The sequence below is a fragment of the Pseudomonas sp. FH1 genome (genome assembly GCF_000510895.2).
In the GTDB taxonomy this organism is placed as follows: Bacteria; Pseudomonadota; Gammaproteobacteria; order Pseudomonadales; family Pseudomonadaceae; genus Aquipseudomonas; species Aquipseudomonas azotoformans_A.
Genome location: NZ_AOHM01000058.1, coordinates 147192 through 161596, shown reverse-complemented (window position 1 = coordinate 161596; position 14405 = coordinate 147192). Strand labels below are relative to the sequence as shown.

The following is a 14405-nucleotide window of genomic DNA, read 5'->3' as shown; positions in this document are numbered from 1 at the left end:
GCGCTGCAGGGTCACCGCCTTTACAAGGCGGTGACTTTCACTGTGTGCGGTCGTTATGCCCCAGGTCGCGCTGCGGGTCGATCTGATCGCGCACGCGCTGCTTGAGTACCTTGGCCTCGGGAAAACCGCCGTCGACCTTGCGCTCCCAGATCTGCACGCCATCACAGGTGATGCGAAATGCGCCACCGGTGGCCGGTTCCAGCGCCACTTTGCCCAGGTCATCAGCAAACGTACTCAACAGTTCCTGCGCCAACCACGCGGCGCGCAGCAACCACTGACACTGGGTGCAATAGGTGATGACGATCTCGGGTTTGATCAGCGACATGATTTGAAAGGCTCCTGGCGTAACGGGCTAGGCGGATCGAGTGGTTATAATACCGGCCTTTATCGCCCAGCCTCGAGATTCATGATGCGCCGCCTGCTGTCCTGCCTGTTTCTGTGCTTGCTCCCCCTTGTCGCTGATGCCATTGAACCGCCACGCCCGAAGATCGGCCTGGTGCTGTCCGGCGGCGCCGCCCGTGGGTTGGCACATATCGGTGTGCTCAAGGCGCTGGAAGAGCAAGGCATCCAGATCGATGCGATTGCCGGTACCAGCATGGGCGCGGTGATCGGCGGGCTGTACGCCTCGGGCTACAAGATCGATGAGTTGGAAAAACTGGCGCTGAGCATCGACTGGCAACAGGCACTGTCCGACGCACCGCCGCGGGAAGACGTGCCGTTCCGGCGCAAGCAGGATGACCGGGATTTCCTGGTCAAGCAGAAACTCAGCTTTCGCGACGACGGCAGCCTGGGCCTGCCACTGGGCGTGATCCAGGGCCAGAACCTGGCGCTGCTGCTGGAAAGCATGTTCGCCCATAGCAGCAACACGCGTAACTTCGACAAGCTGCCGATCCCCTTCCGCGCGGTGGCGACCGATATCACCACCGGCGAGAAAGTGGTATTCCGCAAGGGTCACCTGCCCCAGGTGATCCGCGCCAGCATGTCGATCCCGGCGGTGTTCGCGCCGGTTGAGCTGGATGGCCGACTGCTGGTGGACGGCGGCATGACCGATAACATCCCGCTGGATGTGGCGCGGGAAATGGGCGTGGATATCGCCATTGTCGTCGACATCGGCACCCCACTGCGCTCGCGCAAGCAACTGGCGACGGTGGTGGACGTGCTCAACCAGTCGATCACCCTGATGACCCGGCGCAACTCCGAAGAACAACTCAAGGACCTGCACCCCAAGGATGTGCTGATCCAGCCACCCCTCGCCGCCTATGGCGTGACCGACTTCGGCCGCGCCAAGGACATGATCGATGCCGGCTATCGCGCCACCCGCGCCCTCGACGCGCGCCTGGCCCACCTGCGCCCCGCCGAGCCGATCGACCCGCAACTGGTGGCCGCCCGCACACCCGGTGAACGCACGCCGGTGATCACCGCCATCAACGTGGAGAACGACTCGAAAGTCAGCGACGACGTGATCCGCTACTACATCCGCCAACCCTTGGGCGAGCCGCTCAACCTGGGGCGCCTGCAAACCGACATGGGCACCTTGTACGGCCTGGATTACTTCGAGCAGGTGCAATACCGCGTGGTGAAAAAAGGCCAGGACAACACCCTGGTGATCAGCGCGCGCGGCAAACGCAGCGGCACCGACTACCTGCGCCTGGGCTTGAACCTGTCGGATGACATGCGCGGCGACAGCGCGTTCAACCTCGGCGCGAGCTACCGCATGAACGGCATCAACCGCCTCGGCGCCGAATGGCTGACGCGGGTGCAGATTGGGGATCGACAAGAGCTGTACAGTGAGTTCTACCAGCCAATGGACACGGGTTCGCGTTACTTCGTCGCGCCGTACATCAGCGCCCAGGCCCAGAACGTCGAGCTGATCCTGGACAACGACCCCATCTCCGAATATCGCCTGGAACGCTACGGTTTCGGCTTGAACGTCGGACGGCAGATCGGCAACAGCGGCGAGATCCGCTTCGGCGTCGGCGAAGCCTGGGGCAAGGCAGATGTGCGCATCGGCGACCGGGATCTGCCCAGCGTGAGTTTCAGCGAAGGTTTCTATGAACTGAAGTACTCCTTCGACTCCCTGGACAACGTGTACTTCCCCCACACCGGCGAAGACATCGGCCTGGCCTACCGCGAATTCGAACCGGGACTGGGCTCGGACCAGCGTTACCGCCAGTGGGAGTTCAAGCTCGACAAGGCCATGAGCCACGGCCCGGACACCCTGGTGCTGGGCGGGCGTTACGGGCGCACCCTGGATGATTCGGACGTGGTGATTTCCAGCTTCCTGCTGGGTGGTGCGCGGCAGCTGTCGGGCTTCCGCCAGGATGCAATCTCGGGGCAGAACATCAGCCTGATGCGCGCGGTGTACTACCGCAGGCTCACACCGCGTTCGTACCTGCCGCTGGATTTCCCGCTGTACCTGGGCGCGTCACTGGAACGCGGCCGCGCGTGGAACAATGACAATGAATTCGACAGTGGGTATATCAACGCGGCGAGTATTTTCCTGGGGTTTGATACACCGTTGGGGCCGCTGAACTTCAGCTATGGGTTCAATGATGATAATCAGAAGGCGGTGTATCTGAACCTGGGGCAGACGTTCTGACGGTTTGAACAGAACCCTTTTGAAGTGAGCGGGCTTGCCCGCTCACTACAACAAGCCCGTGCGGTGTTTGCTTCAGGACTTTTCCAGATTCGACAGGATATGCGCATGCACGCGCATGCACACACTCAAATCAGCTTCATCTACCCCCACGAACAGCTCATGCCGCAGGGCCGTGGCGATGGTTTCGATCTGTTCGATCAACGGGCGGGCGGTGTCACACAGCAGAATGCGCTTGGCACGACGGTCTTCCACCACGGCCTGGCGTTGCACCAAGCCCTGGCCTTCCAGGCTGTCCAGCAGGCGGGCCAATGTCGGCCCTTCTACACCCACACTCTGCGCCAGCTCACGCTGGGTGGGGGCTTCTTCAAAACGGGCCAGGTGCAGCAGCACCAGCCAGCGCGCCTGTGACAGGCCAAGCCCGGCCAGACGGCGATCCAGCTCGGCGCGCCAACCACGGGACATTTGCGCCAGTTGCATGCCAAATCGGTGTTGATCGGTTAACGGCATAAAAAACTCATGTTTTAGACTGAAAATAAAGTGTGGCTAATTATTAGTCAGCTAAGCATGAGCTTTGCCCATAGGCAAGAGTTGCTATGTACTGATTCGTTACATTGTCGTAATTGGCGCACTAAATTTCGAATTCAGACTGCAAAGCCGCCCGCACGCAGTACAAAACACCTTCAGGAACGCGCCCGGTGAACAGCGGGGCAATCTCCGCCACAGGTGGCAATTCGCCCTCTCCGTCCAGGAATGCATCCTGGATTTCGCCGAGCAGATCCTCGGGTAAATCAAGAGCTTGTTCCAGCGACAACTGCTGCTTGCCGATGGATTCAGCGAGCAAGGTGTAGACGTTCTTTTCAGAGCATTGCAACTGGCCGGCGATCTGGATCGGAGTCATGCCAGCACGTGCCAGGCTGATCAGTTCGTGGCGGAGATCGGCGACTTCCTTGGGCGCTTCGGCCTGGCCGCCGAGTACCTCAAGGAAGGCCTGGCCGTAACGCTCCAGCTTGCGCGCGCCCACACCACTGACCCGCGCCATCTCGGCCATGCTGGTGGGTTGCTCGCGCAGCATCTCCAGCAGGGTGGAGTCGGGGAAAATAACGTACGGCGGCACGCTGTGTTCCTGCGCCAGTTTGCGGCGCAGGGTGCGCAAGGCTTCCCACTGCTCGCGTTCTTCGCCACGTACAAGCTGGCTGGCCTGGCTGGTGCTGGTCTTGGCGGTGGTCTGCGGCTTGAGGTCACGGCGCAGCTCCAGACTGACTTCGCCCTTGAGCAACGGCCGGCAGCTGTCATTCAGGCGCAGGCCGCCATAGCCTTCGATGTCGATGTCCACCAGGCCGCGCGCCACCATCTGCCGGAACAGCGAGCGCCACTCGCCTTCGGCGCGGGCCTTGCCGACACCATAGACCGAGAGCTTTTCATGGCCGAAGCTGCGCACCTTCTCGTTGTCCTTGCCCAGCAACACATCCACCAAGTGACCGACGCCATAACGCTGGCCGGTGCGATAGATGGCGGACAAACCCTGGCGCGCCGGCTCAGTGGCGTCCCAGGTCTGCACGCCGTCGACGCAGTTATCGCAATGGCCGCACGGCTCGGGCATGTCTTCATCGAAATAGGCCAGCAGGGTCTGGCGACGGCAGCGGGTCTCTTCACACAGCGAGAGCATGGCGTCGAGTTTGTGCTGCTCCAGGCGCTTGTGGCGCTCGTCGCCCTCGGAGTTCTGCAGCATCTGCTTGAGCATCACCACGTCTTGCAGGCCGTAGACCATCCACGCATCCGCCGGCAAACCGTCACGGCCGGCGCGCCCTGTTTCCTGGTAGTAGGCCTCGAGGGATTTGGGCAGGTCCATGTGCGCAACGAAGCGCACGTTGGATTTGTCGATGCCCATGCCGAACGCGATTGTAGCCACCATGATCAGGCCTTCCTCGTTGAGGAAGCGCTTCTGGTGAGCTGACCGTGTTTCGTTGGGCAGGCCGGCGTGATACGGCAACGCTGGGTAGCCTTGTTCACAGAGAAACGCGGCGACTTCATCGACCTTCTTGCGCGACAGGCAATAGACGATGCCCGCATCGCTGCGCCGCTCGGAAAGGAACGCCAGCAGCTGTTTGCGCGGCTGCTCCTTGGGCACGATCCGGTAGAAAATATTCGGACGGTCAAAGCTCGACAGGAAGCGCTCGGCGTTCTGCAGGTGCAGGCGCTCGACGATTTCTTCGCGGGTACGCTTGTCGGCGGTGGCGGTCAGGGCGATGCGCGGCACATCGGGAAACAGCTCTGCCAATTGGCCGAGCTGCAAATACTCGCGACGGAAGTCATGACCCCATTGGGAGACGCAGTGGGCTTCGTCGATGGCGAACAGGGCGATTTCCAGGCTTTGCAAAAAAGCCAGCATGCGCGGCTGCACCAGACGCTCGGGGGCCAGGTACAGCATCTTCACTTCACCGCGCTTGATCCGTGCCGCCAGGTCGCGCTGCTGCTCGGCACTGAGGGTGGAGTTCAACGAAGCGGCGGCGACGCCGAGTTCTTCAAGGGTGGCCACCTGGTCGTCCATCAGGGCGATCAGCGGCGACACCACCACGGCCAGGCCATTGCGCAACAGCGCAGGCACCTGGAAGCACAACGATTTACCACCGCCAGTAGGCATCAGGACCAGTGCGTCACCGCCACTGGCCACGCGCTCAATGATCGCACCCTGGCGGCCACGAAAACTGTCGTAGCCGAAGATGTCCTTGAGGACGCGTTGTGCCTGCTCGAGCATGTAAAACTCCAAAATAGTGCCGAAATCCCTCTGTACAGGCTGGCCGAAAAAAACCGCTTTCACGGGAAATAATCCGTAAGCGAAGTTTTCGCGCACTGGCGCTTGGCCTGCAAGGGCATCACAAAACGCGGCAGTATACCCGAGCGCTACCCGGCAAAGGGCGCCACTGACGAACAGCGAGCGCTATCTAAAACCTGGCAAATATGCAGTGCGGCTGGCCTGGGCGCTCAAGAAAGCCTAGAATTCAGCATCGTTTATTCCCAAGGTAGTCCTTCAATGTCCTTCGCTGAGCAACTAACCCGCCTGCAAGCCTTCCTCGACGCCGATGAGCTGCATGACGAGGCGCTGGACTACGTGGCCGCCCACGGCTACCTGACCGCCCTGTCGATCTGCTCCGACGTCGTCCCCGACCGTGAATGGATCGATGCACTGTTTGCCGAAGAGCCGCACTACACCGACGCCGCCCAACGCGAAGAAATCGAATCCACCCTGCTGGCCCTCAAGGCCCACATCGGTCGCCAACTGGCTTCCGACGAAGAGTTCGAGCTGCCGTGCGAACTGGACCTGGGCGAAGAGCCGGATGACTCCGACCTGCGCGGCTGGTGCATCGGCTTCATGGAAGGCGTTTTCCTGCGCGAAGCCGCGTGGTTCGAAACCGCCGAGGAAGAAGTCAGCGAAATGCTGCTGCCGATCATGGTTGGTTCCGGCCTGTTCGACGACCAGCCTGAATTCGCCGACATCGCCGCCGACGCCAACCTGATGGACGACATGATCGTTCAGATCCCGGAAGCCCTGACCGCGCTGTACCTGCTGTGCAACGCACCTGACGAAAAACCGGCGATCCTCAAGCCACGTCACCACTGAGTCGCTTGCCCGTGACACCCATGGGCAATCGTCCTCTGCTCCTGCGCTACCTGTTGCTGGCCATCGGCTTGCTCAGTGTGGCGTTAGGGGTAATCGGGATTTTCCTGCCGGTATTGCCGACGACACCCTTCCTGCTGCTCGCTGCCGCCTGCTTCGCCCGAAGCTCCCCACGTTTCTACCATTGGCTGGTGCAACACCCGCGCCTGGGACCGTGGATCCGTGATTACCTGGATGGCAATGGCATTCCTCTCAAAGCCAAGGTCTACGCCATCGGCTTGATGTGGCTGAGCATCGGCGTGTCCTGTTACCTGGTGCCACTGCCGTGGGCGCGGGGTTTCATGCTGACCAGCGCGGTGCTGGTGACTATTTACATTCTGCGCCAGAAAACCCTGCCACCCCGCTAGGCCGCGACATCACGTCGCGCTCAGACCTTGGTCGACACTGACTAACCCCAAGCATTCTGCGAGACTGTCCAACCGGGCCTGGAATGCCCGGGTGTTCTTATGCGCGGAGTTACCATGACGTTGTCCAGCGGGCTGATCGCCGCCGTTGCCCTGGCCTATATGGCCATTATGTTTGCCATCGCCTTCTACGGTGATCGCCGCCGTGCGCCGCTACCGCCGCGTATGCGTGCCTGGGTGTACAGCCTGTCGCTGGCCGTTTATTGCACCAGTTGGACATTCTTCGGCGCCGTAGGCCAGGCTGCCGAACAGTTGTGGGCGTTTTTACCGATCTACCTGGGACCGGTGTTGTTGCTGGTGTTGGCACCTTGGGTGCTGCAGAAGATGATCCTGATCAGCAAGCAGGAAAATATCACCTCCATCGCCGACTTTATTGCAGCACGCTACGGCAAATCCCAATCCCTGGCCGTGGTGGTTGCACTGATCTGCCTGGTCGGCGTGCTGCCTTATATCGCGCTGCAACTCAAAGGCATCGTGCTGGGCGTCAATCTGCTGATCGGCGCTGGCGCCGACACCACCGGCACCCGCGCCCAGGACACGGCGCTGATTGTGTCGCTGGTGCTGGCGCTGTTCACCATTGTGTTTGGTACGCGCAACCTTGATGCCACGGAACACCACCGGGGCATGGTGCTGGCGATTGCCTTTGAATCCCTGGTCAAACTGCTCGCGTTTCTCGCGGTCGGCGCGTTTGTGACCTACGGGCTGTACGACGGTTTCGGTGATCTGTTCAGCCAAGCCATGCTCGCGCCCCGCCTGGATGAATACTGGAAAGAGACCGTCAACTGGCCATCCATGGTGGTGCAGACCGGCGTGGCCATGATGGCGATCATCTGCCTGCCCCGGCAGTTCCATGTCACGGTGGTGGAAAACATCGATCCCCAGGACCTGCGCCTGGCCAAGTGGGTGTTTCCCGCCTATCTGATTCTTGCCGCACTGTTTGTAGTACCTATCGCCCTGGGCGGCAAGATGATGCTGCCCAGCTCGGTACTGCCGGACTCCTACGTCATCAGCCTGCCCATGGCCGAAGCCCATCCGGCACTGGCCGTGCTGGCCTTCATCGGCGGCGCGTCGGCTGCGACCGGCATGGTCATCGTGGCGAGCATCGCGCTGTCGACCATGGTCTCCAACGACATGCTGCTGCCCTGGTTGCTGCGTCGCTCCAGTGCCGAGCGGCCGTTCGAAGTGTTCCGCCACTGGATGCTCTCGGTACGCCGCGTAAGCATCGTGATCATTCTGTTGCTGGCCTACGTCAGCTATCGCCTATTAGGCTCCACCGCGAGCCTGGCGACCATCGGCCAGATCGCCTTTGCTGCCGTGACGCAACTGGCTCCCGCCATGCTCGGTGCGTTGTATTGGAAACAAGCCAACCGACGCGGGGTATTTGCCGGGCTGGCAGCCGGTACTTTCCTGTGGTTCTACACCTTGGTCCTACCGGTGACGGCGAAAAGCCTGGGCTGGTCCCTCAGCCTTTTCCCAGGGCTGACATGGATGCATTCCCACCCGCTAGGCCTGTCTGTCACCTCATTGACCTTGGGTACCGTGTTTTCCCTGGCCGGCAACTTCACGCTGTTTGTGTGGGTGTCGATGCTGTCGCGCACGCGCGTGTCCGAACACTGGCAAGCCGGGCGTTTCATCGGCCAGGAAATCAGCCAACGTGCCAGCGCCCGTTCGATGTTGTCGGTGCAGATCAGCGACTTGCTCAGCCTGGCGGCGCGCTTTGTCGGTGAAGAACGCGCCCAGCAGAGCTTTATCCGTTTCGCCTATCGCCAGGGCAAAGGCTTCAACCCCAACCAGAATGCCGACAACGATTGGATTGCCCACACCGAGCGATTATTGGCCGGCGTACTGGGCGCCTCGTCGACACGTGCAGTGGTAAAAGCCGCCATCGAAGGTCGGGAAATGCAGTTGGAGGACGTAGTCCGCATCGCTGACGAAGCGTCGGAGGTGCTGCAATTCAACCGCGCATTGCTGCAAGGGGCCATCGAGAACATCACCCAGGGCATCAGCGTGGTCGACCAGTCCCTCAAGCTGGTGGCCTGGAACCGGCGTTATCTGGAGCTGTTCAATTACCCGGACGGGCTGATCAGCGTTGGCCGACCGATCGCCGACATCATCCGCTACAACGCCGAACGCGGGCTGTGCGGGCCGGGCGAGGCCGAAGTACATGTGGCGCGGCGTCTGCACTGGATGCGCCAGGGCCGTGCGCACACCTCCGAGCGTTTATTTCCCAATGGGCGGGTGATCGAGCTGATCGGCAACCCGATGCCGGGCGGCGGTTTTGTCATGAGCTTCACTGACATTACCGCGTTCCGCGAAGCCGAGCAGGCACTCACCGAGGCCAACGAAGGCCTGGAACAACGGGTGACCGAGCGCACCCATGAACTGTCCCAACTCAATGTGGCACTCACCGACGCCAAGGGCGTGGCCGAGTCCGCCAGCCAGTCGAAGACCCGCTTCCTGGCGGCGGTCAGCCATGACTTGATGCAACCTTTGAATGCTGCGCGCCTGTTTTCCGCCGCCCTCTCCCACCAGAACGACGGCCTCTCCACCGAAGCCCGGCAATTGGTGCAGCACCTGGACAGCTCCTTGCGCTCCGCCGAAGACCTGATCAGCGACCTGCTGGATATCTCGCGCCTGGAAAACGGCAAGATCAATCCGCAGCGCCAGCCCTTTGCACTCAACGAACTGTTCGACACCTTAGGCGCAGAGTTCAAGGCGCTGGCCAACGAGCAAGGTTTGCGTTTCCGCCTGCGCGGCAGTCGCTTGCGCGTCGACAGCGATATCAAATTGCTGCGGCGCATCCTGCAGAATTTTCTCACCAACGCATTCCGTTATGCCGACGGCCCGGTGCTGCTCGGCGTACGCCGACGCAAGGGCGAGCTGTGCCTGGAAGTGTGGGACCGTGGCCCCGGCATCCCGCTGGATAAACAGAAGGTGATCTTCGAAGAGTTCAAACGCCTGGACAGCCACCAGACCCGCGCGGAGAAAGGCTTGGGACTGGGCCTGGCAATCGCCGATGGCTTGTGCCGCGTACTCGGCCATCGGTTGAGCGTACGCTCGTGGCCAGGCAAAGGCAGCGTATTCAGCGTGCGCGTGCCGTTGGCGCGCAATCAAGTCAGCGCGTCGATCAAGACACCCCAGGAAACCGGGCTACCGTTGAGCGGCGCACAGGTGCTGTGTGTGGATAACGAAGAGAGCATCCTGATCGGCATGCGCAGCCTGTTGACCCGCTGGGGCTGCGAGGTGTGGACCGCCACCGACCAGGCGCAATGCGCGGCGTTGCTCGCCGACGGCGTGCGTCCGCAGTTGGCCCTGGTGGATTACCACTTGGACCATGGCGAAACCGGAACTGAGCTGATGGGGTGGCTGCGCGCACAATTGGCCGAGCCGATTCCCGGTGTGGTGATCAGCGCCGACGGCCGCCCGGAGATGGTGGCCGAAGTGCATGCGGCGGGGTTGGATTACCTGGCCAAGCCGGTGAAGCCAGCGGCGTTGCGGGCATTGTTAAGCCGACATCTTCCCTTGTAACTCAGTTACTCGGGTAGGTGCGCGACACCGTCTGAATCCGTCATCGCCCGCTCGAGCAAATCCGCCGGCAGGCTTTTACTCGCCCGCGCCCCCAGCAACCTCAATTGCTCGGTGCGGCTGACCAGATTTCCGCGTCCATCTGTCAGCTTGTTTCGCGCCGCACTGTAAGCCTTATCCAACTGCTGCAAACGGTTACCCACTTCATCCAGGTCCTGGATAAACAGCACAAACTTGTCGTACAGCCAACCGGCGCGCTCGGCGATTTCCCGGGCGTTCTGGCTCTGGCGTTCCTGTTTCCACAGGCTGTCGATCACACGCAGGGTCGCGAGCAAGGTGGTTGGGCTGACAATCACGATATGACGGTCGAACGCTTCCTGGAACAGGTTGGGCTCAGCCTGCAACGCAGCGGAAAATGCCGCTTCGATCGGCACGAACAGCAACACGAAATCCAGGCTGTGCAGGCCTTCCAGGCGTTTGTAATCCTTGCCGGCCAAGCCTTTGACGTGGTTTCGCAGCGACAGTACGTGCTGCTTCAGGGCCGCCTGGCCGATCACTTCATCGTCTGCTGCCACATACTGTTGATAAGCGGTGAGGCTGACCTTGGAGTCCACCACCACCTGCTTGTCGCCGGGCAACATGATCAGCACGTCGGGCTGGAAACGCTCGCCGTCCGGGCCCTTGAGACTGACTTGGGTCTGGTACTCACGGCCCTTCTCCAGCCCGGCGTGCTCCAGCACCCGCTCAAGGATCAGCTCACCCCAGTTGCCCTGGGTTTTCTGGCCCTTGAGCGCGCGGGTCAGGTTGGTGGCTTCGTCCGACAGACGCAGGTTCAACTGCTGTAGGCGCTCCAGCTCCTTGGCCAGAGAAAAACGCTCACGTGCCTCGTTCTGGTAGCTTTCTTCCACGCGCTTTTCGAAGGACTGGATGCGCTCCTTCAGCGGGTCGAGCAATTGACCCAGGCGCTCCTGGCTGGTTTCGGCGAAGCGCTGTTCACGCTCGTCGAAGATCTTGCCGGCCAACTCGGCGAACTGCGCACGCAGCTCATCACGCGAGCCTTGCAGGTCGGTAAGGCGTTGTTGATGACTGTCCTGTTGTTCACGCAGTTCGGCGCGCAGAGCGGCCGACAAGGCATCGAGGCGGCGTAGCTCGACTTCCTTGGCGCTGCGGTCGAGGTTCCAGGCGTGGGCGGCGTCGCGGGCATTGTCACGGTCGATCTGCAGCAACTCGACTTCGCGACGCACAGCGGCCAGGTCAGCCTGCTTGGCGGCGTTGGCCTGGCTCAAGTCGCTGATCTCGTCGCGGCTGGCATCCAGCTGAGCGGCCAGGCCTTCCTGGGCCAGCTGTGCAGTGGCCAGGCGCTCTTCGAGCAGTTCCCAGCCGGTCATGCGTGCGCTCAGGCGTCGCTGGAGCTGCCAGCACACGGCCAATAACGGCACGGCAGCGCCAGCCAGGCCCAAGGCAATACTGGTCCAGTCAAAAACCATAGACATGTCTGCCATCACCGAAAAAAACCAAGGTTAGCGGAGCACAGGGCCTGAGGACAGCTCAGTCTTCGACTTGGCCTAATTCGCGCTGGGCGCGGCGGTCACCGGCGCGGGCGGCAAGGCGTAGCAGGTCGTGGCCGATGCGGCGGTCGCGGGCATTCCCGCATTCGCGGCACATCAGTTGGCCCAGGCGGCTTTGCGCGGCAACCACACCCTCACGGGCCGGCTGCTTGAGCAAACGCCCGGCGAAGTGCTTTACGTTGGTGTTGTGACCCAGGCGCGGACTGTCGAGCAACCACAAGGCAACTTTCAACGAGAAGCGCTTGGGGGCGGTAACAGTTTGAGGGGTGTCGGTAACAGAAGGTGATACTGAGCGAAACTTCATAAAGCACTGTGGGACAGAACGGAAGGCGCGCCACTCTACTCTTTTTTTCGTACAGGTAAAGCTGAAAAAACTCGGCACGCCCGTTCTAGAGCAAGCGCTCGGGACAATCCACAGAAGCTGTGGATAACTCAGTGGACAACCCCCCTTTAACTCGCGCAAAGCCCCATGGAATGGGGGCCGCAGTCAAACTGACGATTTTTTCACCAATAAAAAAAAGCCAGATTTTTCATTGACTTAAATTTCCATTACAGGCAAATGGCGGCCCTGCAGTGCAGTTGACAGCGCGGTTACACACGCCGCAACTAATGTGCACAAGTACCCATTCGATGGTTATATCCCCGGCTTTTTTTGAAGCGACTCGCTGAAAAAATGTTACCGCGAGGGCAAAGCGGGGACTTTTCAAATCTTTCCCGGCTCGCCACACTCCCCCACCTACATCGCAACGGTGGGTGGGTTGATGAAAGGGATTCTGTTATTCGCCGTGTTGCTGCTGGCCATCTGCGCCGTTTCCTTGGGGATCAATGCCGCACTGCCGTCACCGGATGGGGCGCTGTTCGCCATCGCGATCCTGCTGTCGGCGGCGTTCACGGCCGTGAGCCTGTGCATCGAACTGGGTGAAGGCCGGATAAACGACATGGGCGACGTGATGAAGGTGGTAGAAACCGGTCAATCCTTACGCCTGACGCTTGCCGCCTACGGGCTGGGCTGCTCCCTGGCGGCAGCGACCACCGTACTGGTCTATCGCGGCCTGTTGGGCGGCTGATGAAAGTTTTTTGGCTAACACACTTCCCTTACCTGTTTCAATCCGTTACTATCCGCGGCGTTAGTACCAAGCTGAAAGTCAATTCTGGTCGAACAACTCCCCTGTCCAACACGGGATCGACCACCTCGATGGTTTCCAGGTATCACTTGCGACGACACTGCCTTTGAACAAGCAAAGGGTGTCGCGAAGTTTCCGTACTCTGACCGAACCAACCTGCAAATTGATCAGGATCTTCACCCCGGGCCCAGAACCTTTGCCCCTGTTGTGTTGCCTGCCCTCCTAAGTACCTACCTGCCAGCCCAAGCGCGCCTGAACTAATAGCGCTTCAAACTGGCTGCGTTGTTCCAGTCGGGTTCTTCGTTTGATCAATAGTGGTCAACGTCACTGGAACGTTTTAATACGGCACGGTTCTTATCCGTGTCATTTGTAGGAACACCAATAATATGAACGCTCAAATCCATACTCAGGATGCCATTCGCACCCTCACCAACGCTTTTGCTCCAATGAACTGCCTGATCATGGCCGCTCGCAAAGGCTGCTTCAGCTTCACCCTGGTCAACGAACACGGCATCGCTCGTCACAGCGAACGCCTGTACCCCGATCAATACTCCAGCGCAGAACCGCTGCAGGCCGTGATCGAGCGTACCCGTCAGGCGCTGACTGCCTGATCGACCCGAGTCGCTGAAACACAAAAACCCTGTTTGAAAAGCAGGGTTTTTTATTGCCCGGAATTTGCCTATTGAGCTTTTGCACTAAGTTCGAATAGATATAAACGTTATAACTAAATGAAGAAGATGTTTTAAAAACAGTCCTTTACATCACAAATATGACACTACACTTCAACTCAAGCGGCATGATCCGCTTCCGGCGAGCCTGAGATCCGATCCACTGCTGCCAAGCCCCCACCTTCTCAGGCTTCGTCGACCACTTTCACGGATTGAGGCGTGTATGGGTATCGCTGCCAGCGAATTGTGTCGTTATGTGATCCGGCCGACCTTGATGTACCTCGGCCGCCATAACCCGACGGCCGAGTCCCTGCTGCTGGGCATTGCCGCCAGCCAGTCGGAACTCGGTTCCGCGCTGCACGACCGCCGTGGGCATGGCCTGTACAGCATCACCGAACCGCGCCACCGCGCCTTGTGGGATAACTACCTGGCGCTGGACCCCGAGCGCGCCAGCCTGGTACGCGGGCTCGCGAGCCAGCACGCGTTCCTCAGCGCCCCGCAATTGGAGCTCACCGTCAACCTGCGTTACGCCACCGCCATTGCCTGGTTGTTGGTCGAACAACACACCCCCGCACTGCCTCCGCCCGGTGACGTACTGGCCATGGCGCGTATCTGGAAAGAAATTTTTCATCCACAAGGAAGGCTGCGCGATTTCACTCAAGCCTGGCAAACCTGTGTTTCACCCATGAATCAGGTGGTTTGCTGACCGGGCAATTTGCAAGATTCGCCAAAAACCCTGGAATTTGGTCGGATTGTCCTACAAAACCGCTCTATCTCCTACATTACAGCCTATAGCGCGATCTTAAAATTATTGTTACTTTCCGCAGCGGTGATCACCACG

12 protein-coding genes are annotated in these 14405 nt (G+C 60.4%); 7 read left to right on the top strand and 5 right to left on the bottom strand.

Going from position 1 to position 14405, the window contains the following annotated elements; all coding sequences use genetic code 11:
* Window positions 1-37: 37 nt before the first annotated feature.
* Window positions 38-325, bottom strand: a complete 288-nt coding sequence (locus H096_RS18645; protein WP_033900727.1) for a SelT/SelW/SelH family protein — start codon at window positions 323-325, stop codon at window positions 38-40.
* Between the two features lie 84 nt (window positions 326-409).
* On the opposite strand from H096_RS18645, the gene H096_RS18640 reads away from it, so the two are divergent.
* The gene (locus tag H096_RS18640; protein ID WP_033900726.1) at window positions 410-2599 is read left to right on the top strand and encodes a patatin-like phospholipase family protein; all 2190 of its coding nucleotides are present in this window, start codon (window positions 410-412) and stop codon (window positions 2597-2599) included.
* A 72-nt stretch (window positions 2600-2671) separates the two neighbouring features.
* Here H096_RS18640 and H096_RS18635 read toward each other — a convergent pair whose 3' ends face one another.
* Both H096_RS18635 and recQ read right to left on the bottom strand, forming a co-directional pair.
* Window positions 2672-3106 (bottom strand): MarR family transcriptional regulator, encoded by a 435-nt coding sequence (locus H096_RS18635; RefSeq protein ID WP_010208708.1) that lies wholly within the window; start codon window positions 3104-3106, stop codon window positions 2672-2674.
* 121 nt (window positions 3107-3227) lie between these two features.
* A complete protein-coding gene (gene recQ, locus H096_RS18630) occupies window positions 3228-5354 on the bottom strand; it encodes a DNA helicase RecQ (RefSeq protein WP_033900725.1) in 2127 nt (708 codons plus the stop codon).
* A 276-nt stretch (window positions 5355-5630) separates the two neighbouring features.
* Here recQ and H096_RS18625 point away from each other — a divergent pair, with 276 nt between their 5' ends.
* From H096_RS18625 to H096_RS18615, 3 genes are all read left to right on the top strand, one after another.
* The gene (locus H096_RS18625; RefSeq protein WP_016976541.1) at window positions 5631-6218 is read left to right on the top strand and encodes a YecA family protein; all 588 of its coding nucleotides are present in this window, start codon (window positions 5631-5633) and stop codon (window positions 6216-6218) included.
* Window positions 6219-6238: 20 nt separating this feature from the next.
* Window positions 6239-6622 (top strand): YbaN family protein, encoded by a 384-nt coding sequence (locus H096_RS18620; protein ID WP_033900724.1) that lies wholly within the window; start codon window positions 6239-6241, stop codon window positions 6620-6622.
* A 114-nt stretch (window positions 6623-6736) separates the two neighbouring features.
* On the top strand, window positions 6737-10207 hold the full coding sequence (locus H096_RS18615) for a PAS domain-containing hybrid sensor histidine kinase/response regulator (RefSeq protein WP_033900723.1): 3471 nt from the start codon (window positions 6737-6739) through the stop codon (window positions 10205-10207).
* A gap of 5 nt (window positions 10208-10212) precedes the next feature.
* Here H096_RS18615 and rmuC read toward each other — a convergent pair whose 3' ends face one another.
* A complete protein-coding gene (gene rmuC / locus H096_RS18610; RefSeq protein ID WP_177112173.1) occupies window positions 10213-11577 on the bottom strand; it encodes a DNA recombination protein RmuC in 1365 nt (454 codons plus the stop codon).
* Window positions 11578-11752: 175 nt separating this feature from the next.
* Window positions 11753-12076, bottom strand: coding sequence for a hypothetical protein (locus H096_RS18605; protein WP_025855837.1), 324 nt, complete (start codon window positions 12074-12076; stop codon window positions 11753-11755).
* Window positions 12077-12533: 457 nt separating this feature from the next.
* On the opposite strand from H096_RS18605, the gene H096_RS18600 reads away from it, so the two are divergent.
* From H096_RS18600 to H096_RS18590, 3 genes are all read left to right on the top strand, one after another.
* Complete coding sequence (locus H096_RS18600) at window positions 12534-12839, top strand: hypothetical protein (RefSeq protein ID WP_028617356.1); 306 nt, start codon at window positions 12534-12536, stop codon at window positions 12837-12839.
* A gap of 443 nt (window positions 12840-13282) precedes the next feature.
* Complete coding sequence (locus H096_RS18595) at window positions 13283-13507, top strand: hypothetical protein (protein WP_005790139.1); 225 nt, start codon at window positions 13283-13285, stop codon at window positions 13505-13507.
* Between the two features lie 280 nt (window positions 13508-13787).
* Window positions 13788-14270: a hypothetical protein gene (locus H096_RS18590; protein WP_033900718.1), complete on the top strand. Its 483-nt coding sequence runs from the start codon at window positions 13788-13790 to the stop codon at window positions 14268-14270.
* Window positions 14271-14405: the final 135 nt, after the last annotated feature.